This window comes from Lichenibacterium minor, from assembly GCF_004137685.1.
In the GTDB taxonomy this organism is placed as follows: Bacteria; Pseudomonadota; Alphaproteobacteria; order Rhizobiales; family Beijerinckiaceae; genus Lichenihabitans; species Lichenihabitans minor.
The window spans coordinates 91,164-109,478 of record NZ_QYBB01000010.1; the positions used below are offsets into that span (position 1 = coordinate 91,164).

20 protein-coding genes are annotated in these 18,315 nt (G+C 70.8%); 9 read left to right on the plus strand and 11 right to left on the minus strand.

Annotation, left to right across the window (positions count from 1 at the left end; genetic code table 11):
• Positions 1 to 46: 46 nt before the first annotated feature.
• Positions 47 to 535, minus strand: a complete 489-nt coding sequence (locus tag D3273_RS11065; protein WP_129226453.1) for a DUF2948 family protein — start codon at positions 533 to 535, stop codon at positions 47 to 49.
• A 67-nt stretch (positions 536 to 602) separates the two neighbouring features.
• Complete coding sequence (locus D3273_RS11070) at positions 603 to 1,379, minus strand: bestrophin-like domain (protein ID WP_487343515.1); 777 nt, start codon at positions 1,377 to 1,379, stop codon at positions 603 to 605.
• 151 nt (positions 1,380 to 1,530) lie between these two features.
• Between D3273_RS11070 and D3273_RS11075 the strand changes: the two genes are divergently transcribed.
• Positions 1,531 to 1,827 (plus strand): hypothetical protein, encoded by a 297-nt coding sequence (locus D3273_RS11075; protein ID WP_129226457.1) that lies wholly within the window; start codon positions 1,531 to 1,533, stop codon positions 1,825 to 1,827.
• A gap of 25 nt (positions 1,828 to 1,852) precedes the next feature.
• Here D3273_RS11075 and D3273_RS11080 read toward each other — a convergent pair whose 3' ends face one another.
• The 3 genes from D3273_RS11080 to D3273_RS11090 all read right to left on the minus strand — a co-directional run bounded on the left by D3273_RS11080 (position 1,853) and on the right by D3273_RS11090 (position 5,434).
• A complete protein-coding gene (locus tag D3273_RS11080) occupies positions 1,853 to 2,752 on the minus strand; it encodes a VOC family protein (RefSeq protein ID WP_129226459.1) in 900 nt (299 codons plus the stop codon).
• A gap of 24 nt (positions 2,753 to 2,776) precedes the next feature.
• Positions 2,777 to 3,682: an SMP-30/gluconolactonase/LRE family protein gene (locus D3273_RS11085; protein WP_129226461.1), complete on the minus strand. Its 906-nt coding sequence runs from the start codon at positions 3,680 to 3,682 to the stop codon at positions 2,777 to 2,779.
• Between the two features lie 99 nt (positions 3,683 to 3,781).
• Positions 3,782 to 5,434: a GMC oxidoreductase gene (locus tag D3273_RS11090; protein WP_129226463.1), complete on the minus strand. Its 1,653-nt coding sequence runs from the start codon at positions 5,432 to 5,434 to the stop codon at positions 3,782 to 3,784.
• Between the two features lie 239 nt (positions 5,435 to 5,673).
• Here D3273_RS11090 and D3273_RS11095 point away from each other — a divergent pair, with 239 nt between their 5' ends.
• The 4 genes from D3273_RS11095 to D3273_RS11110 all read left to right on the plus strand — a co-directional run bounded on the left by D3273_RS11095 (position 5,674) and on the right by D3273_RS11110 (position 7,480).
• Positions 5,674 to 5,892, plus strand: a complete 219-nt coding sequence (locus tag D3273_RS11095; protein WP_129226465.1) for a YdcH family protein — start codon at positions 5,674 to 5,676, stop codon at positions 5,890 to 5,892.
• 54 nt (positions 5,893 to 5,946) lie between these two features.
• The gene (locus D3273_RS11100) at positions 5,947 to 6,102 is read left to right on the plus strand and encodes a DUF2256 domain-containing protein (protein ID WP_129226467.1); all 156 of its coding nucleotides are present in this window, start codon (positions 5,947 to 5,949) and stop codon (positions 6,100 to 6,102) included.
• A gap of 79 nt (positions 6,103 to 6,181) precedes the next feature.
• The gene (locus D3273_RS11105; RefSeq protein WP_129226469.1) at positions 6,182 to 6,445 is read left to right on the plus strand and encodes a GlsB/YeaQ/YmgE family stress response membrane protein; all 264 of its coding nucleotides are present in this window, start codon (positions 6,182 to 6,184) and stop codon (positions 6,443 to 6,445) included.
• 87 nt (positions 6,446 to 6,532) lie between these two features.
• The gene (locus D3273_RS11110) at positions 6,533 to 7,480 is read left to right on the plus strand and encodes a ring-cleaving dioxygenase (RefSeq protein WP_129226471.1); all 948 of its coding nucleotides are present in this window, start codon (positions 6,533 to 6,535) and stop codon (positions 7,478 to 7,480) included.
• A 43-nt stretch (positions 7,481 to 7,523) separates the two neighbouring features.
• Here the strand turns inward: D3273_RS11110 and D3273_RS11115 are convergent, their stop codons facing one another.
• The 4 genes from D3273_RS11115 to D3273_RS11130 all read right to left on the minus strand — a co-directional run bounded on the left by D3273_RS11115 (position 7,524) and on the right by D3273_RS11130 (position 13,553).
• Positions 7,524 to 10,715 (minus strand): efflux RND transporter permease subunit, encoded by a 3,192-nt coding sequence (locus D3273_RS11115; RefSeq protein ID WP_129226473.1) that lies wholly within the window; start codon positions 10,713 to 10,715, stop codon positions 7,524 to 7,526.
• Between the two features lie 34 nt (positions 10,716 to 10,749).
• On the minus strand, positions 10,750 to 11,889 hold the full coding sequence (locus D3273_RS11120) for an efflux RND transporter periplasmic adaptor subunit (RefSeq protein WP_245501109.1): 1,140 nt from the start codon (positions 11,887 to 11,889) through the stop codon (positions 10,750 to 10,752).
• A 155-nt stretch (positions 11,890 to 12,044) separates the two neighbouring features.
• The gene (locus D3273_RS11125; protein WP_129226477.1) at positions 12,045 to 12,788 is read right to left on the minus strand and encodes a metallophosphoesterase family protein; all 744 of its coding nucleotides are present in this window, start codon (positions 12,786 to 12,788) and stop codon (positions 12,045 to 12,047) included.
• A 102-nt stretch (positions 12,789 to 12,890) separates the two neighbouring features.
• Positions 12,891 to 13,553: a DoxX family protein gene (locus tag D3273_RS11130; protein WP_129226479.1), complete on the minus strand. Its 663-nt coding sequence runs from the start codon at positions 13,551 to 13,553 to the stop codon at positions 12,891 to 12,893.
• 294 nt (positions 13,554 to 13,847) lie between these two features.
• Between D3273_RS11130 and D3273_RS11135 the strand changes: the two genes are divergently transcribed.
• Both D3273_RS11135 and maiA read left to right on the plus strand, forming a co-directional pair.
• Complete coding sequence (locus tag D3273_RS11135) at positions 13,848 to 14,951, plus strand: catalase family protein (protein ID WP_129226481.1); 1,104 nt, start codon at positions 13,848 to 13,850, stop codon at positions 14,949 to 14,951.
• Positions 14,948 to 15,616 carry a maleylacetoacetate isomerase gene (maiA, locus tag D3273_RS11140; protein ID WP_245501110.1) on the plus strand — a complete coding sequence of 223 codons (669 nt, stop codon included), beginning with the start codon at positions 14,948 to 14,950 and terminating at the stop codon, positions 15,614 to 15,616. The genes D3273_RS11135 and maiA overlap by 4 nt, the downstream gene beginning before the upstream one ends.
• Before the next feature lie 41 nt (positions 15,617 to 15,657).
• Here the strand turns inward: maiA and D3273_RS11145 are convergent, their stop codons facing one another.
• The gene (locus tag D3273_RS11145; protein WP_129226483.1) at positions 15,658 to 16,002 is read right to left on the minus strand and encodes a DUF6496 domain-containing protein; all 345 of its coding nucleotides are present in this window, start codon (positions 16,000 to 16,002) and stop codon (positions 15,658 to 15,660) included.
• Between the two features lie 163 nt (positions 16,003 to 16,165).
• On the minus strand, positions 16,166 to 16,414 hold the full coding sequence (locus tag D3273_RS11150; protein WP_129226485.1) for a hypothetical protein: 249 nt from the start codon (positions 16,412 to 16,414) through the stop codon (positions 16,166 to 16,168).
• Between the two features lie 150 nt (positions 16,415 to 16,564).
• Between D3273_RS11150 and D3273_RS11155 the strand changes: the two genes are divergently transcribed.
• Positions 16,565 to 16,924 (plus strand): restriction endonuclease, encoded by a 360-nt coding sequence (locus D3273_RS11155; RefSeq protein ID WP_129226487.1) that lies wholly within the window; start codon positions 16,565 to 16,567, stop codon positions 16,922 to 16,924.
• A gap of 860 nt (positions 16,925 to 17,784) precedes the next feature.
• Positions 17,785 to 18,291, plus strand: coding sequence for a hypothetical protein (locus tag D3273_RS11160; protein WP_129226489.1), 507 nt, complete (start codon positions 17,785 to 17,787; stop codon positions 18,289 to 18,291).
• Positions 18,292 to 18,315 lie beyond the last annotated feature (24 nt).

Here is an 18,315-nt window from a genome sequence, read left to right on the forward strand (position 1 = left end):
CAGGGGAGCGCGCGCCGACGCCCCTGCTCCCCGAACGGAAGCCGCGTCAGGCCTCGGCGGCCGGCTTCGCCACGCCTTCGCGGTCGGGCGGGCAGGTACAGTTCCATCGCGGGCCGATGTCGGACAGGGCCGCTTCCAGGACCTCCACGTCGAGGCGCACGGCGCCGTCGTCGTTGAAATGCAGCATCACGGTGCCGGCCGGCGCTTCCGTCGGCTCGTAGGAGATGGCGAGCAGGGTCATCACGGCGTCGGGGTCCTGGTCGAAGCCGGCGCGGCGCACCCGCGTCACCCGCTCGAAATGGAGACCCGTGCCGCAGCGCTCGCAGCCGCCGCGCGCCGCCGCGTACCAGTCGAACCGCGCGCCGGCGAGCACGAAACGGCGCTGCTCGGGCAGGTACGCCATGTCGCCGACGCGGATGTCGGCGTCCTGCAGGTGGGCCGACAGGATCGCCAGGCCTTCGGGGTCGAGGGCGGCGATGCGGAGCGGGGCCGCGTCGGGCAGCAGGTTGGCGGCGTCTGGCTTGGCCTCGATCATGACGGGTCCCGGAGTGATGTCGGCGGTATAAGCCGGAGCGCCGCGTCCATGTTCCCCTTCGGGAAGGTCACGGGCGGGGGAAGCCGTCGAGGGCGTCCTGCAGCGGCTGCGTCGGCACCAGGATGGTGCCGCGGGCCGGCCGCTGCAGGTCGAGCATCAGGGCGATCAGGGTCGACACCAGCAGCGCCATGACGAGGTTGGCGAAGCGCCGCTTCACGCCCGCCACGCCGGCGCCGTAGCCCGAGAACGCCATGGCGACCAGCGCCGTGCCGGCCAGCATGAGCGACACCACCACGGGAACGTGGTTGCGCAGCGCGGTGACGCGCTTCTCGCCCATGTTGTTCAGGTCGCTGAGGTTCCACACGAACTGGTACACGCCGAGGCTTTGCGGCTGCGCGGTTTCCGCCGCCACGGCCCGGCGCCACAGGTCTGCGCGGAGCTCGCCCGAGCGTTTCAAGGCGGCGGCGAACCTGTCGGGGTCGTAGGGGGCGCCGAGCGCCATGCGGAGTTCCGTGTATTCCCGCAGGTCCGCCATGATCGGCGCCTGGTCGGCCTGGGGCAGCATCAGGGCGAAGTTGGCCGTGGAGCTGATGGCGTTGGCTTCCTGCAACACCACCTCCCGACGGAGGTCGTATCGCTCGAGGGCCATCGCGTAGGTGAAGGCGATCAGCAGGGCGAGCAGGCCCAACGTGGCGGTGGCCATGTTGCCCGCGTCCGTGTCGTCGGCGACCGTCCTGCCGTAGGTCCGCCCGAGCCAGTTGCCGGTTTCGGCCGCGCCGACCAGCAGGACGAGCAGGACCGCCAGGACTTGGGCGAGGCCGAGCGACTGCAGGGTTTCGAACATCAAGGCGAGCGGCTCCCGGGGGGCCGCGCGATGCGGGCCGCCGCCGGCCATCGCATGCGGGGCGCGCGGACGCCAGCGCCCCGCGCTCGACCGTGGGCGGCGGGGCCGCTACCGTGGGGCGTGTTCGGCGCCGCGGCGAGGGGGGACGGCGATGGTGGCGCGAAAGCTCGGGGCGGGGGCCGTGCTGGTGCCGTTGGCGCTGCTGGCGTTCCCGGCCGCCGGGCAGGACGGGGCGATCGGGCCCTGCTCGCCCTATCGCTCGGCGGAAGGCGACATCCCGTCCGAGATGCCGGGCTGCGGGCGGCGGCTCCGGCCCGCGCCGGGATCGCTCGCCGACGAGCTGGACTTCCGCCGCGCGCGGAACCCGGGACATGCCGCCGAACCCGACGACGACGAGCCGTCGCCCGCCCCGCGGCGGCACCGGGCGGGCCGGCCGCGCGCCCGCTGAGCGGAACCGCGACCGGTCCGGGGCGTCACGCGAGCCCGCCGTTCTCCATCAGCACGATCGCGTGGCCGTCGGGATCGTGGATCAGCGCGGCCCGGACGCCGTTCGGCAGCGACGCGGCGCGCGTGAGGCCGTCGCCCGACAGCGAAGCGACCTCGATCCACGTCCGCGTGGACCACACGTCGTCTGGCCCCGTGCCCGGCGGCATGGGCCGGCGCGTGCCGGTCTCGTAGCCCAGGAGCTCGACGTGGGGTGGCGCGTCGGGCGTTTGCATCGGCACCACGCGGCAGCGGTCCCCGGGCACGTCGTCGAGCCGCTCCTGCTCGATGCCCTCGTTGTGCGTCGCGTCGCCCACCGTCAGCCCCAGCCCCTCGAAGAAGTGCCGGACGCGCCCGGCGTCGCCGACCGCGAGGGCCGTGTGGTCGATGCCGAGGAACGGGGACGCGACGTCGCGCGCGCGCCAGGCCGGGGCGCCGACGCCTTCCGGGAAGAACAGCAGTTCCAGCGGGTGCCCGTCCGGATCGCGGAACTTGAAGGCCGTCACGCCGCCGGTGTTGGCGGGCAGGGTCTGCGGGCCGCCGCGGGTGATCGGGAGGGCGCCGGCGGCGAGGGCCCGCGCGTGGGCCTGCGCCATGTCGGACACCGCGATGGCGATGTGCTGGAACCACAGGTCCGTCGCGGTGCTGCCTTCGGGGTAGGGGCGGCCGGGCGGGTCGAAGCGCAGGAACGACACCTCCTGTGCGCCGAGGCGCATCGACAGGCGCTCGGCCCGGGCGTCGGGCCGGCCGAGCAGGGCCAGCTCCGCCCCGTCGACCGGCGTGGGCCCGGACGCGGCGGTGAAGCCCAGGGCCTCGTAGAAGCGGCGCGTCCGGGCGAGGTCGGTCGCCGTGAAGTCGATGCGCGCGACGCGCCGGGCGTCGAGGCTCATGGTTCGTGGCTCATTGTTCGTGGCTCATGGGCGTCGGGCCCCTCGCACGTTGGTGTAGATGGCGTAGAGCGTGTGGGAGGCGCAGATGAAGAGCTGCGCGCGGTTGCGGCCGCCGAACTCGACGTTGGCCACCGTGAACGGCACCTTGATCTTGCCGAGCAGGTCGCCTTCGGGCGAGATGCAGTGGACGCCGTCGCCCGCGCCGGTCCACACGTTGCCGTCCTCGTCGACGCGGAAGCCGTCGCTGTTGCCGGGCGACACCGCGAAGAACCGGCGCCCCGCCCCGAGCCGCGTCCCGTCCTCGCTGACGTCGAAGACGCGGATATGTTGCTTCGGATCGACGTCGAACTGGCCGCCGGTCTCCGCCACGTAGAGCAGCCTCTCGTCCGGCGAGAAGGCCAGGCCGTTCGGACCCTCGAAGTCGTCGGCCACGACGGTCAGGGAGCCGTCGCGCGGGTCCAGGCGGTACAGGTTGGCGGGGAGAAGGGCTTCGCGCTTGCCGCCCTCGTAATCGGTGTTGGTGCCGTAGGGGGGGTCGCTGAACCAGATCGTGCCGTCCGACTTCACCACGACGTCATTGGGGGAGTTCAGCGGCTTGCCCCGGTAGGCGTCGGCCAGAACGGTGACGCGCCCGTCGATCTCGGTGCGGGTGATGCGGCCGTGGTGCGAGCAGGAAATGAGCCGGCCCTGCCCGTCGCGGGCGTGGCCGTTCTCGAAGTCGCTCGGGTCCCGGAACACCGACATCCCGCCCGACGACGTCCAGCGCATCACGCGGTTGCTCGGCAGGTCCGACACGAGCAGGAACTGCCCGTCCGCGAACCAGACCGGGCCTTCGAGCCACGCGAAGCCTTCGCCGAGCTTCACGAGCGCCGCGTTGGGCAGCACCATCCGCTTGAACCGCGGGTCGATGATCTCGTAGTCGTCGGCCATGTCGTCGCCCGAGCCTGGTTGTCGAAGGATCCGCCCCCGTCGGCGGGGCCCGGGGCCGCATGCGCGCCCCGGGCGTTTCTCGTCAGGCCGCCGAGGGCCTCACGCGGGCTCGAGCGCGGGGGAATGGCCGGCCAGCACGTAGCTGTTGCCCACCGCCGGCTGCGCCGCCGGCACGCCCTTGGCGCCCAGCCGCTCGCGCAGGTGGTCGGCGACGCGCAGCGCGTTGGCGACGATGGTCAGCGTCGGGTTGACGGCGCCGATCGAGGGGAAGAAGCCCGCGTCCGTGGAATACAGGTTGTCGAGCTCGTGCGCCTTGCAGTTCACGTCGAGGACCGAAGTGTTCGGGTCGGTGCCGAAGCGCATCGTGCCGGCCTGGTGCGCCGTGCCGCCGATCGGGATGTCCTTGCCGAGGTACAGGTTGCGCTCGAGCAGGAAGGGGGCCGAACCGGACGCCCTCATCACGCGCTCCAGCCGCTTCGTCAGCTGCCGATGCGCTTCCATGTTGGTCTCGGTCAGGTCGAGGAACACCTTCTCGCCCTCGTAGCGGATGCGGTTCTCGGGGATCGGCAGATCCTCGCTCGACAGCCAGAAGTCCAGGGCATGGTCGGCGATCTTGTTGAACGGCATCTGGGGCAGGAAGTCGTTCAGCCAGTGCGGCACCTCCTCGCCCCGCACCTGGTCGCCGTGCGTCGTGGCGCACATCTGGATCAGGCCGATGGGGTGGGGATAGTCCTCGTCGCCGAAGTAGAAGTCGCTGCACCCCAGGGTCTTCTGGAACACCGTGGTGTTCTTCTCCTTGAGGAAAGCCATCAGCACCGATTGGTTGTGGCGCATGTAGTTGCGCCCGACCTGGTCGGAGCCGTTGGCGAGGCCGTTGTCGTGGTGCGGCCCGTAGGAGCGCAGCATCAGCTGGGCCGACGACAGCGCCCCGCCCGCCACGACGAACAGGTCCGCCGAATAGCGCTCCATGACGCCGCCGCGGTCGACGTGGACGTATTTCACCGTTCTGCCGTCCGGGGTGGTTTCCAGGCGCTTGGCATAGGCCTCGGTCAGCAGGGTGACGTTCTTGAACCGGGCGATCGTGGGGTCGATGCAGACGACCTGGGCGTCGGCCTTGCCGTTCAGCAGGCAGGGGAAGCCGTCGAAGGCGTCGCAGCGCATGCAGATGCTGGTCGGCGTCGGCTTGCCGTGCTTGTCCTCGTCGAGCAGGATCCCCATCGGCATGTGGAACGGGTGCAGGCCCTGCTGCGCCCAGGACGCGCTCAGCTTCTCGATCAGGGGCTCGTGGCTGACCGGCTTGTAGGGGAAGTCGCCGGTGCGGCGCGGCTCGTTCGGGTCCTCGCCGATCTTGCCGTGGACGTGGAACAGCTTCTCGGCCGCTGTGTAATAGGGCTCGAAGGCGTCGTAGCCGACCGGCCAGGCCGGGGAAATGCCGTCCGGGTGGCGCACCTCCTCGAAGTCCCGCTCGCGCAGCCGGAACAGCGCCGCGCCGTAGACCTTGGAATTGCCCCCGACGTAGCGGTGCAGGCCCGGCTTGAAGGACGAGCCGTCGGCCCCGTACCAGGTCTCGTCGACCTGGTACTTGCCGTCGACGAAGACCGTCTTGGCGTTCCAGTTGTCCTGCTCGCGGGGCAGGTAGGGGCCGCGCTCGAGGATGAGGATGCGCTTGCCCGTGGGGGCGAGGCTGTGGGCCATGGAGCCGCCGCCGGGGCCGCTGCCGATGATGATGACGTCATAATGGTCGTCGGACACGGGGCGTCCCTTCGCTGTCGGTGGCGCTCGGCCTGGCGGGTCGGCCCGCGATGGTGCGCCGGGCCATGGACGCCCGGGCTTCGCGGCGGTTCGGGGCTTCAACGGCCCGATGGATGCCGAGTTGCAGCGCCGCGCCCAGAAAGCTAAGCCGTTCCGAAGCTTCGGCTTCGCCGCCTTGCGGCCGACCCCGAGTCGGGGCGATAAGGAGGCCTGTGGCCGCAGGGGAGTGCGATCCGGCGATGGCGAAGGACCTGACCGACGATGAGCGCGTGTCGTTCCAGGGCGAGCTCGACCGCCTGCGCGAGGAGCACCGCGACCTCGACGCCGCCATCGAGGCGCTGATCGACCTCGGCCGCGTCGACCAGCTCCAGGTGCAGCGCTTCAAGAAGCGCAAGCTCGCGCTCCGCGACCGCCTGTCCTTTCTCGAGGACCAGATGACGCCCGACATCATCGCGTGATGCGGGATCGCCCATCCGCCACCATGTGAGAGCACCGTCGCCGGACACCGTTCGATGCGCAAGAAAGCCGACCTCCCGACCAAGATCTGCGCCCATTGCGGGCGGCCTTTCACCTGGCGGAAGAAGTGGGAAAAGGTGTGGGACGAGGTGAGGTACTGCTCGGACCGCTGCCGCCGCGAGCGAAAGTCTCCGGGCCAACCTCAAGCTTGACCGGAACCATATCGGCCCGTGCCAGTTCTTCCGCCAGATGCATCCGTCCCGGGTGCACATCTCGTCGGGGAAAAACACCATGCCGATCGACGGCGCTTCTATCATCACCTGGATCATCGTCGGCGGCATCGCCGGCTGGCTGGCCGGCCTTCTCGTGCAGGGCGGCGGCTTCGGCATCATCGGCGACATCGTGGTCGGGATCGTCGGCGCCATCATCGCCGGCTACGTCCTGCCCGCGCTCGGCATCTACCTCGGCGCCGGCATCATCGCGGCCATCATCGACGCCGTCATCGGCGCCGTGATCCTCCTGCTGATCATCCGGTTGGTGCGGCGAGCGGCGTAGTCCCCGTCCCATCGACCTCGACCGGAAAGCCGGGCATCCTCGCGGGTGCCCGGCTTTTTCCGTCGTTCAACCCACGCGGAGTCCCCCATGGTCCTCACAGGCTTCCACCACCTCACCGCCATCACGGCCGACGCGCCCGCCAACCACCGCTTCTACACGCAGGTGCTGGGGCTGCGGCTGGTGAAGAAGACCGTGAACCAGGACGACGTGTCGGCCTACCACCTGTTCTACGCCGACGGCCTCGCGTCGCCGGGATCGGACGTCACCTTCTTCGACTGGCCCGCCGCGCGCGAGCGGCGCGGCACCGGCGCCGTGGTCCGCACGGGCCTGCGCGTGCCGGGGCGCGACGCGCTCGAATGGTGGAAGGACCGGCTCGCCTCGGCGGGCGTTCCGCACGGGACGATCGCCGAACGCGACGGGCGGCTGGTGCTCGACTTCGAGGACCCGGAAGGCCAGCGCCTGTCCCTGGTCGCCGACCCCGGCAGCGCGCCGCACCACCCCTGGCTCGGCGGCCCGGTGCCGCGCGACTACCAGGTGCTCGGCCTCGGCTCGATCACGCTCAGCACCGCGCGCTTCGCCGCCACCGACGCGGTGCTGCGCGACGTGCTGGGGATGGAGCGCGTGCGCTCCTACCGGGACGGGGACGCCGAAGCCCACGTCTACGCCATGGACGGCGGCGGCGAGACCGCGAAGGAACTCCACCTGCTCGACGAGCCCGGGAAGCCCGCCGCGAGGCAGGGGGCCGGAGGCGTCCACCACGTCGCGCTGCGCACGCCGGACGAGGACACCTACCGGGGCTGGGTCGAGCGGCTCGAGGCGCTGCGGGTGGCGTCGAGCGGGCCGGTCGACCGCTTCTACTTCCGCAGCCTGTATTTCCGCGAGCCGGGCGGCGTGCTGTTCGAGATCGCCACGGACGGGCCGGGCTTCGCCACCGACGAACCCATGGACCGGCTCGGCGAAACCCTGTCGCTGCCGCCGTTCCTGGAAGGGCGCCGGCGGAAAATCGAGGCGGGGCTGAAGCCGCTCGACGTGTGACGACGGCGACCGTGCCCCTCGCGGGCTGAAGTGCCGGCGCGCGTCAGGCCGGCGCCGGCGCGTCCCCGTCGCCCCCGCGTCGCGCGTCCGCGTCACGCTCCTCGCGCGACTTCGGCGGCGCGATGCCCCGCTTGCGGTCGAGCCATTCCGCGACGCGCTGGAACACCACGTAGAGCATCGGGATCAGGAACAGCCCCACCACCGAGGACACGATCATGCCGGCGAAGACCGGCGTGCCGACGTCGCGCCGGCTGAGCTTGGCGGCACCTTCCGCGATCACCAGCGGCAACAGGCCCAGCACGAAGGCGATCGACGTCATGATGACGGCGCGGAACCGCTGGCTCGCGCCCTCGATGGCGGCGTCGAGCAGCGGGACGCCCTCGGCGCGGCGGTCCTTGGCGAACTCCACGATGAGGATGCCGTTCTTGGCCGCCAGGGCCACCAGCACCACGAGCCCGACCTGGGCGTAGAGGTCGAGCACCAGCCCGGCCATGATGATGCCCATGAAGGCGCCGAACACGCCCACCGTGACGCTGAGCAGCACCGACACGGGGATGAGCCAGCTTTCGTAGAGCGCCACCAGGAACAGGTAGGCGAACAGGATGGCGAAGCCGAGCACGTAGCCGGTCTTTCCGGCCGACTGGTATTCCTGGTAGGCCGTGCCGGTCCATTCGTAGCTGTAGCCGGTCGGCAGGGTCTTGTCGGACACGTCCGCCATGGCGCTGAGCGCGGCGCCCGACGAGATGCCGGCCTTCGGGCTGCCCTGGATGGGGATCGCGCGGTAGTTGTTGTAGCGGGTGATGACCTGCGGGCCCTGCACGACGCGGATCGACGCCAGGGACCGCAGCGGCACCTCGCCGCCGTTCTTGTTCTTGACGTAGATCTGCCAGATGTCGGCGATGTCGGCGCGGTCCTTGGCCTCGCCCTCGATGTTGACCTGCCAGGTGCGGCCGTAAAGGTTGAAGTTGTTGATGTAGGTGCCGCCCAGCGTCGACTGCAGTACGTTGAAGATGTCCCCGACGTTGACGCCCAGGGCGGACGCCTTGGCGCGGTCGATGTCGAGGTAGAGCGACGGGTTCGAGGCCGTGAAGGTCGTGAACACGCGCTGCAGGTCGGGGCTGGCGTTGGCGGCCGCGATCAGCCCCTGAGCGGCCGAGCCGATCACCGCGGGATCCTGCCCCTGCAGGGCTTCGAGGTCGTATTCGAAGCCGCCCGAGGTCGACAGGCCGATGATGGGCGGCAGGTTGAAGGCGATGACGTTGCCCGAGCGGATCTGCTGCGCGTCCTTGAACACGGTGCCGATGGTGGCCTGCACCGAGTCGGCCGCCGCCGTGCGGTCCTCGAAGGGCTTCAGCTTCACCACCATGAAGCCGGCGTTGGGTTCGCTGACGCTGTCGAGGAACGAGTAGCCCACCACCGCGAAGGTGTCGGCCACCTGCGGCAACTTGAGGAGCAGGTCCTCCATGGTCTTCACGGTTTCGCCCGTGCGGTTGACCGAGGCCCCGTCGGGGAGCTGGATCACCACGAAGAAGGCGCCCTGGTCCTCCTCGGGCAGGAAGCCCGTCGGGGTCTTCAGCGCCGCGAAGTAGATCGCCACCGCGAAGCCGGCGATCACCACGATCGACACGATGGAGAACCGCACCAGCCGCGCCACGATCCAGGCGTAGCCGTCCCGCGTCTTGTCGATGCCGTTGAGCACGCGGCCCATGATGCCGCGCCGGTGGCCGCTCGGACGCAGGAAGATACCGCACAGCGCGGGCGACAGCGTCAGCGCGTTGATGGCCGAGATCAGCATGGCAATCGAGATCGTCACGGCGCATTGCCGGAACAGGACGCCGGTGAGGCCCGGGATGAAGGCCAGGGGCACGAACACCGACAGCAGCACCAGCGTGATCGCCACGATGGGGGCGGTGATCTCGCGCATGGCCTGCTTGGTGGCCTCGCCCGGCGTCATCTCCGGGTGCTCCTCCATGACCCGCTCGACGTTCTCCACAACCACGATGGCGTCGTCGACCACGATGCCGATGGCCAGCACCATGGCGAGCAGCGACACGGTGTTGGCCGAGAAGCCGAAGACCAGCAGCACCGCGAAGGTGCCGATGAGGCTCACCGGCACCGCGATGGCCGGGATCAGCGTGGCGCGCAGGTTGCCGAGGAACAGGAACACCACGATGACGACGAGCACGAAGGCTTCGCCGAGCGTCTTCAGCACCTCCGAGATCGTGTCGCGCACGAAGGTGGTGGAATCGTAGACCACCTTGGTCTTCAGCCCCTCGGGGAAGCGCTTGCCGACCTTGGCGAGGGTCGCGTTGACGGCCGCCGCCGTGTTCACCGCGTTGGCGCCGGGCGACAGGTAGATGCCGATGGCGACGGCGGGCTTGCCGTCGAGCCGGCTGAAGTTGTCCGAGTTCTGCGCCCCGAGCTCGATGCGCGCCACGTCCTTGACCTTGACGGTCGACCCGTCCGGGTTGGCGCGGATGACGATGTCGCCGAACTCTTCCGGCGTGGTCAGGCGGCCCTGGGTCTGCAGGTTATATTGGAACTGCTGCTCGTCCGAGATCGGCCGCGCGCCGATGCGCCCCACCGGCGCCTGGACGTTCTGCGTGTCGATGGCGGCGACGACTTCCGACGGCGCCATGCTGAGGTTGTTCAGGCGCTGGACGTCGAACCAGATCCGCATCGAATAGTTGAGCTTGCCGAACAGCGACGCCTGGCCCACCCCGGGCGTGCGCGACAGCTCGTCGAGCACGTTGATCAGCACGTAGTTGGTGATGAACAGCGGGTCCTGCTGGCCCGTGTCGCTGTAGAACATCATGAACTGCAGCACGGAGGACGAGCGCTTCTGCACCGTCAGGCCCTCGGCCTGGACCTCGGCGGGCAGCTGCGACAGCGCCGTCTGGACGCGGTTGTTGACGTTGACGGTGTCGATGTTCGGGTCGGTGCCGAGCGCGAACGAGACCGTGAGGTTGTAGGAGCCGTCGTTGCCGGAGGACGACTTCATGTACAGCATCTGGTCGACGCCCACGATCTGGGCTTCGAGCGGCTGCGCGACCGCGGTCTCGACCACGGACGCGGCTGCGCCCGGGTACGTCGCCGCCACCTGCACCTGCGGCGGCACGATGTCGGGGAACTGCGCCACCGGGATGCGCAGGATGGACAGCGCCCCCGCGATGGTGACGATGATCGAGATGACGATCGCGAGGCGCGGCCGGTCGACGAAGACGGAGGAGATCATGCGGGGCCGGTCTCGTTCCTGAACGCGGTCGTCGTCACTGCGCGGCTTTCTGGGCCGCCTCGGTGGCACTGGGCGGGGGCGGGCCGGGGTTGACGGGCTGGCCGACGCGCACGCGCTGCAGGCCGTCGACCACGATGGTCTGGCCCTCCTTCAGGCCGGACACGACCGCCACCTGGGGCGGCTCGGTCTGGCCGAGCTGCACGTTCTGGCGGCTCACGACCTTGTCGTCGCCCACCACGTAGACGTAGGAGCCCCCCTGGTCGGTCAGCACCGCGGCCTGGGGGATGGCGAGGAGGTCCACCGGCTGCGCGCCTTCCAGCAGCACGGTCACGAACTCGCCGTCGTAGAGTTCCCGCACCACCGTATCGACGCCCTTCTGCGGCAGCGCCGGGTTGGCGATGGTGCCGCGCAGCGTCACCGTGTCGGTGTTGGTCGCCACCGTGTTGTTGACGAAGTTGAGCGCCCCGGTCTGCCCGTAGGTGCGGCCGTCCGGCAGCACGATCCGGAGCCGGATGGCGTCGAAGCCGCCGAGCGGCACGTAGCGGTCGCGCAGTTCCAGCAGCGAGCGCACCGACACCGGGAACACGATGTACATCGGGTCCTGCCCGATCACAGTCGTGAGCGTGCCGCTCGACGGCGACACGACGTTGCCGGCGGTGACGTTGGTTTGCCCGATCTTGCCGTCGATGGGCGACGTGATCGTGGTGTAGCCGAGGTTGATCTGCGCGGTCTTCAGCTGGGCCTGGGCGGTCAGGAGCTGGCCCTGCACGTTGCCCTGAGTGGCCTTGGCGGAATCGACGTTGGATTGGAGGCCGGCCGGCGTGTTGATCAGCGTGTTGGCGCGCTGCAGCGTGACGTTGGCGTTGGCGAGCTGCGCCTGGAACTGCGCCACCGCGCCCTGGTCGGCCTCCACGGCGGCCTGGAACGGCGGCTGCTCCAGCTTGTACAGGAGCTGGCCCTTCTTGACCTCGTCGCCTTCCTTGAAGACGTAGCTGTCGAGGTAGGCCGTCACGCGGGCCACGATGTCGACGCGCGCCGTCGCCTGGATGCGGCCGATGAAGCGGTTGGTTTCCGTGACGGGGTGCTTGGTCACCTTGATCACGCCCACGGCCGGCGGCCCGCCGGGGGGCGCCTGCGCGGCGGCGGGCGCCGCCGCGGCGACGAGGAGTGCCATAGCCAGACCGGAACGCCGCATCGCCGCCTCTCGCCGCTCCGCACGGGCGTCGGCCGGTGCGGCGATCGCGGGCGGAACAGAACTCATCGGTTAGGATCCTAACCCGGCGAACGGCCGCCCACAAGGGACCTCCCCGACCTGCGGCCTCGTGCGCATCACGCCGGCATGCGACCGGTGCGGACCGAATGGGCGATCGCGGGCCGGCCGGCCCGCTCGGCCTCGCGGGCGGCGGCCTCGTGGTCGTAGGGGACGGCGCGCAGGGCCGCCGTCCAGCCGGAACCCGTGCGCTCGACGACCGCGTAGAGGGCATGGGTCGTGCCCGCCTCCATGACGTGGGGCACGGGGAGATCGTCGGCATAGCCCGGCAGGCCGACGCTGCCGGGGTTGACGATCAGCAGCCCGTCGAGGCTGACCGTCCGGGCCGTGTGCGAATGGCCGCACAGCACCAGCCGCGCCGCGCCGATGCCGCCGAGGCGGGGCCGGATACGATCGGGGCTCGCCAGCAGGGCCCGGCCGGTGTCCACGTCCTCCAGCAGATAGTCGAGGTCGCCTCCGGCCGGGCTGCCGTGGCAGGCGAAGACGTCGCCGCCGTCGAGCGACAACGTCGGTGGCAGGCCCGCCATCCAGTTCCTGTGGGCGTCCGACAGGGCCGTGCGGGCGAGGGCGTCGTCGCTATAGCCGGCGGGCGGGCCTTCCAGCACCCAGCGGTCGTGGTTGCCCATCAGCGTCGCGGCGCCGAGCGCCATCTGGGCGTCGGCACTGCCGGCGGGGTCGAAGGGGCCGGACACGAGGTCGCCGAGGTTCACCACGAGGTCGGGGGACTGGCGGCGGAGGTCGGCCGTCACGGCGGCGAGGGCGTGGCGGTTGCCGTGGACGTCGGCGAGGACCGCGATGCGCATGGGGCGAGACGCTCCGGGGTGGGAAGCCTCATGGATCGGAGGCCGGCCCAGGTCCGGCGGCGATGGCGGGCGCCGGCCCGCGGCGGGGCGGGCCGTTCCGGTTCAGGTCAGGATGCGCAGGGGCCAGCCCGCGACACGGCGGTCGCGCACGGACGGAACGTTGCGCCGGATCCAGGCATCGGCGCCCATGGCGCGGCCGGCCGCGACGGTCGCCAGGGTGCCGCCCAGCAGGGCGAGGAACACGTAGCTCCACGGCCATTCCGCCGGGTCGCCGGGCCGCTGGCCGTAGAGGCCGACCCACAGTGCCAGGGCCACGATCATGCTGCCGATCCCGGCGACCCGCACGAAGAGCCCGAGGATGAAGGCCGTGGCGAAGCCGAACGCGACGAGGAAGGCCAGCGGGTCGAAGAGCGAGAAATGCGGCACGACGACGTCGCCGACGAAGGAGGCCAGCTGCGGGACGGCGGCGCGCCCCGCCACCTGCTGCGTCCAGGAGGAGAGGACGTTCTGCGTGCCGAAGGGCAGCGTCCACAGCATGCCCTGGAACCACAGGCAGCCGACGAGCACGCGGACGGCCCAGAACCACAGCAGCGTCCCGCTGCGCTGCGCCCGGTCCTGCCTGAGATTCACGGCGAGCAGGATCACGCTGCACACCATCAGGGCGTAGAAGGTCAGCACCACCACGTATTTCGCCGCGCCGAGCGCGTTGAAGTCGCCCGTGTTCGCCGTCAGGAAGGCGACGAGGTCTTGCAGCGGGTTGGACATCGATCGATCCTCGGAACGTCCCGGCGCGGCGGGTCCCGTCCGACATCATCGCAACCCCGGGCCCTCCGGGATGGATGGGCGCGCAAGGCTTAGCCGGACAGCCCCGGCGAATCCAGCGCCGAAGTCCGTCCGGCCGCCCGTCCATGCTCCGCGACGTCGCGCGGGCGTCGCGCCGCGGCCCCGGAGGCCGCGGTGCCGCCAGCCCTGGCCCGGAGTCGCGTCGGGTCGGAACTCCCCCGCGCATGTCACGGTTGGCGCCGTACCTCCCGCCCGTCGAACGGTGACGATCGCCCCATGACCATCGCGGCCCCGCCCTTCCCCATCCGCTACCGGCCCGACCTCGAACAGCCCGAGCCCGACGAAGCGCAGGTCACGCGGGACATCATCGCCCAGTTCGACACGATCGAGGGGACGGTGTTCAAGGACAGCGGCCACGCCGAGCGCGGCGTCCACGCCAAGAGCCACGGGCTGCTGCGGGCCGAGATGCGGGTGCTGGGCGGCCTGCCCGCCGCGCTGGCGCAGGGCATCTTCGCCGAGCCCGGCACCTATCCGGTGATCATGCGCCTGTCGACCAACCCGGGCGACGTGCTCGACGACAGCGTGTCGACCCCGCGCGGCCTCGCCGTGAAGGTGATCGGCGTCGAGGGCGAGCGCCTCCCCGACGCCCCTGGCGGGAACCAGGACTTCGTCATGGCCAACGCCCCCGCGTTCTCGGCCGGCACGCCGAAGCAGTTCCTGAAGAGCCTGAAGCCGCTCGCGGCCTCGACCGACGCCCCGCAGGTTCTGAAGAAGGCCTTCTCGGCCGCCATGCGGGGGGCGGAAAGCATCGTGGAAGCCTTCGGGGGCAAGAGCGGCACGCTGCTGGCGCTCGGTGGCCAGCCCGAAACCCACATCCTGGGCGAAACCTTCTACAGCCAGGTGCCGATCCTTTACGGCGAGCACGTCGCCAAGGTGGCGGTGCGGCCGGCCTCGCCGGACATCAAGCGCCTCACGGACGCGCCGCTGGACGTCGATGGCAAACCCGACGGCCTGCGCGACGCCGTGTCGGCCTTCTTCGCCGTGAACTCCGCCGAGTGGGAGCTGTGCGTGCAGCTCAATACGTCCACCGACACGATGCCGATCGAGGACGCGTCCGTGCCTTGGCCCGAGGACGAAAGCCCCTACGTGCCGGTGGCGCGCATCACCGCCGCGCCCCAGGACGCCTGGGACGACGCCAAGCACGCCCGCATCGACGACCGCATGTCGTTCAGCCCCTGGCACGGCATCGCGGCGCACCGGCCGCTCGGCGCCATCATGCGGGTGCGCAAGGCCATCTACGCGGCGTCGTCCGACTTCCGCGCGAAGGCCAACGGCGTCACCCTGGAAGAGCCCCGGCGGGACGAGGGAGAAGCTGCATGACGCACCATCAGAGCGAGATCGAGGTCTACGGGCATTGGCGCTCCAACGCGATGTATCGCGTGCGCGTGGCGCTGAACCTCAAGGGCGTCGCCTTCCGCGAGATCCCGGTCGACCTCGACGCGGGCGAGCAGCGTTCGCCGGAGTTCCTCGCCCGCAACCCCATGGGGGCCGTGCCGGCGCTGGTCGACGGCGACCTGCCGCCGTTGACGCAATCGTTGGCGCTGCTCGAATACATCGAGGAGCGCTATCCCGAGCCGCCGCTGCTGCCGGCCGACGCCCGGGGCCGGGCGCGGGTGCGGGCCCTGGCCTGCGACGTCGCCTGCGACACCCATCCCCTCATCGTGCCGCGCCTGCGCCGATACCTCACGACGGTCGGCGGCTTCGACCAGGACGCCTGGCGCGCCTGGACGACCCATTGGGTGGGGACCGGGATGGAAAGCCTGGAAGCCAAGCTGGCGGCCAGCCCCGACACGGGCCGCTTCTGCCACGGCGACAGCGTCACGGTCGCGGACATCTGCGCCTCCGGCCTGGCGATGATCGGGCGCATCTTCAAGCTCGACATGCCGAAGACGCCGACCCTGACGGCGATCCTCGAACGCTGCAGCGCCGATCCCGCCTTCGCCGACGCGGAAGCGTCTCGGCAGCCCGGCGCGCCGACGCCGTAAGGGCGCGACCGGCGGGCGAAAGCCTGCCGGCGGTCGACGCGCTACTTCAGCAATGCCCGCTGCAGGTCCGCCTTCGTCATCTTCGACCGGCCCGGGACGTCCCGGCGCCTAGCTTCGGCGTAGAGCGCGGCCCGCGTGGTCGTGCCCTCGTGCAGGTCCCGCGCCGTGACGCCGCGCTGCTCCTGATCCGCCGTCCTCCGCGCGTTGTGGCGGTTCGTGTCCTCGTCCACGCGGTCGCTGGCGCCGGCCTCGCTCAGCGCCACCGCGATGGCCTGCCGCTTGTCGGTGACGACGGAGCCGTCGTTCTGATGCAGTTCCCCGTGCTTGAACTCGTGCATCACGCGGGCGACGGTCTTCTTCTGCGCCGGCGTCTGACGAGCGGACATGGGGAGATCCTCCAGGCGGGACGGGCGAAACGCTTCCGGCCGAAACCGGCGGCTCCCGGCGCGCCCGGGGGCCGTGGGCGCGTCGCGTTCGCTTCGAACGGCCGGTCGGGGGCGCGCGGCAACCGCGGCCCGGTCCCGACCGGCGAAGCGTCGGTTCGCGCGTTCAGGCGCCGCGGAGCGCCGTGATCACGGCTTCGAGCTTGGCCTTGCCGGCATCCGTGAAGGCGGCGCGGTCGCCGTCCTTCTTGGCGAGGTCGGCGGCTTCGAGTTCCTCGATGGCCTGGGGATCGGCGGAATGCCCGGCCCCGTCCTTCAGCACGACGTCGATGACGGCCTCGCCGGACGACAACTGATGGTAGGCCGCGAAGGCGAAGACCGCGATGGCCTTGTCGCTGAGCGTCGTGGACGGCATGGGCTACTCCCCTGAAATGTCGCGTGGATGCAGCGTGAATGCGGCGGGGTGTCGCTTGGTTCGGTCGCTCGGCCCGGCGGGTTGCCGCAGTTGCGCGCGCCGCGGCCCCTTCCCAGATCCGCCCCATGACGATCACCGACGCTTCCGCCCATGCGGCGTGACCGCGAGGGCCGCGGGGCCCCCCCGCCGCAGCCGCCCCCCGTCTGCCCGCTGTGCGACCGCCCCATCCCGCCCCATGCCAAATCGAGCCGGCACCACCTCGTGCCCAAGCTGAAGGGGGGCGCCAAGCTCGGCACTGTCCACCTCCACCAAGTGTGCCACAGCGCCATCCACGCGCGGTTCTCGGAAAGCGAGCTCGCCCGGCGGCTCAACGACGTGGACAGCCTCAAGGCCGACCCCGCGCTGGCCGAGTTCCTCGCCTGGGTGCGCACCAAGCCCGACGACTTCCACGCCCCGACCCGCCAAACCCGGGACCGCCGCGACGGGCGGAGCCGGGCGAAGCGGCCCTGACGGCACGAGGGCCGCAGGTCCCGGCGACCGGACGCGTCCCGTTCTCGCCGACTGCGGGCCGGCGACGTTCCCGGCTTCCCGTCCCGGGATCCGGCGGCCGACACCGTCGAGCCACGGCACCGGGTTCGACATCCGGGTCGCGGAACAGTGTCGGGGGACCCGAGCGGCCGTTTCGGCGACACCGGAGCGGCGCGGGGAGGCATCGCCGCTCCGCCGGAACCTCGAGGGAGAGCATCGCCGCCGTCCCGAACGCCGCCCGCACTTCGACGGCACCGGTGCGGAGCCTTCGCGAACTGCCCCGGCACGGCCCCGCATCCGAGATCTTGCAGAGGTCCGGTGCGTTGCGCCGAATCGATCCTTGCCGCGGCGCAACGCTTGGCCGCACCGCATCGGATGCGGTCGTCGGGAGCCACCGTCGCGGTCCGGAAGCGGCTTCCGGTCTAGGATAACGCCCCGTCCAGGTCGGAATCCCACGTTTTCGTTAGGCTAACATGCCGAAAACACGGTGTCGGCGGTGCAAGACTGGGCTCGACACCTTGATTCGGTTCAAACCGTCTTCTAACCTCGGACATCAAAGTTTTTTCTGAGAGGAAGCGGCGTCGCTGAGCGAACCGAGCGCCAAGGATCCTCCGTATCGATCAAAAAGTGCAACTCTGATGAAGTTTCAGCCGAAAAGGTTTGTCGTCGAAGTCAAGCGAGGCACGAACAGGGCGGCTTTCGCTTCGCCCGATCCCGTCTCGGACAGGTTCAGCAGCGCGGAAGCCATGCTGTTCGGCGGCGCACCGAAGGCCGAAACGAAGGCGGAAGCTGCGGGCTTGGCACAGGGCGATGCATCGAGCGGGCGAATACTGAGGTCGCTGGTGGAACCGGAACCGGTGGTCGAAGACGCACCGCCGCCTGTCCGCCGGGGCCGCAAACCCGGCTCCAAGAACAAGCCGAAGCCCCACCTGACGGCGCCCATGGCCGAGATGGGGCCCGACACGTCGGCGGAGCGGCCGAGGCGCGGCCGCAAGCCGGGCTCCAAGAACAAGCCGAAGGCGCCGGTGACGGTGGCTTTCCCGACCGCCACCCCCGACGGTCACTACGATGCCGCTGCCGCGATGCGGAGCTACGGCTTCGCCGACGAGGGGCCGGCCTGGCTGGAGCCCGCTTCCGGGGCGGCCGAGCCCGTTCCGGCCCCGTCCGTCCAACTCGCACCCGCCCCCGCGGACGCCTTCGGGGACAACGGCCCGGCGCGGGCCGGGCGGTCGCGCTCACGGTTGCGGGATCGTTCCACCATCCTCAAGCGCTACGTCCTCGACCTGGAGCCGCGGCCGGGCCAGTTCGGCGCCCTCAGGGCCCGTCGCCTGGCCCGCGCCGCGCCCTGAGGCCGCCGCCGCCGATCGGCGCCG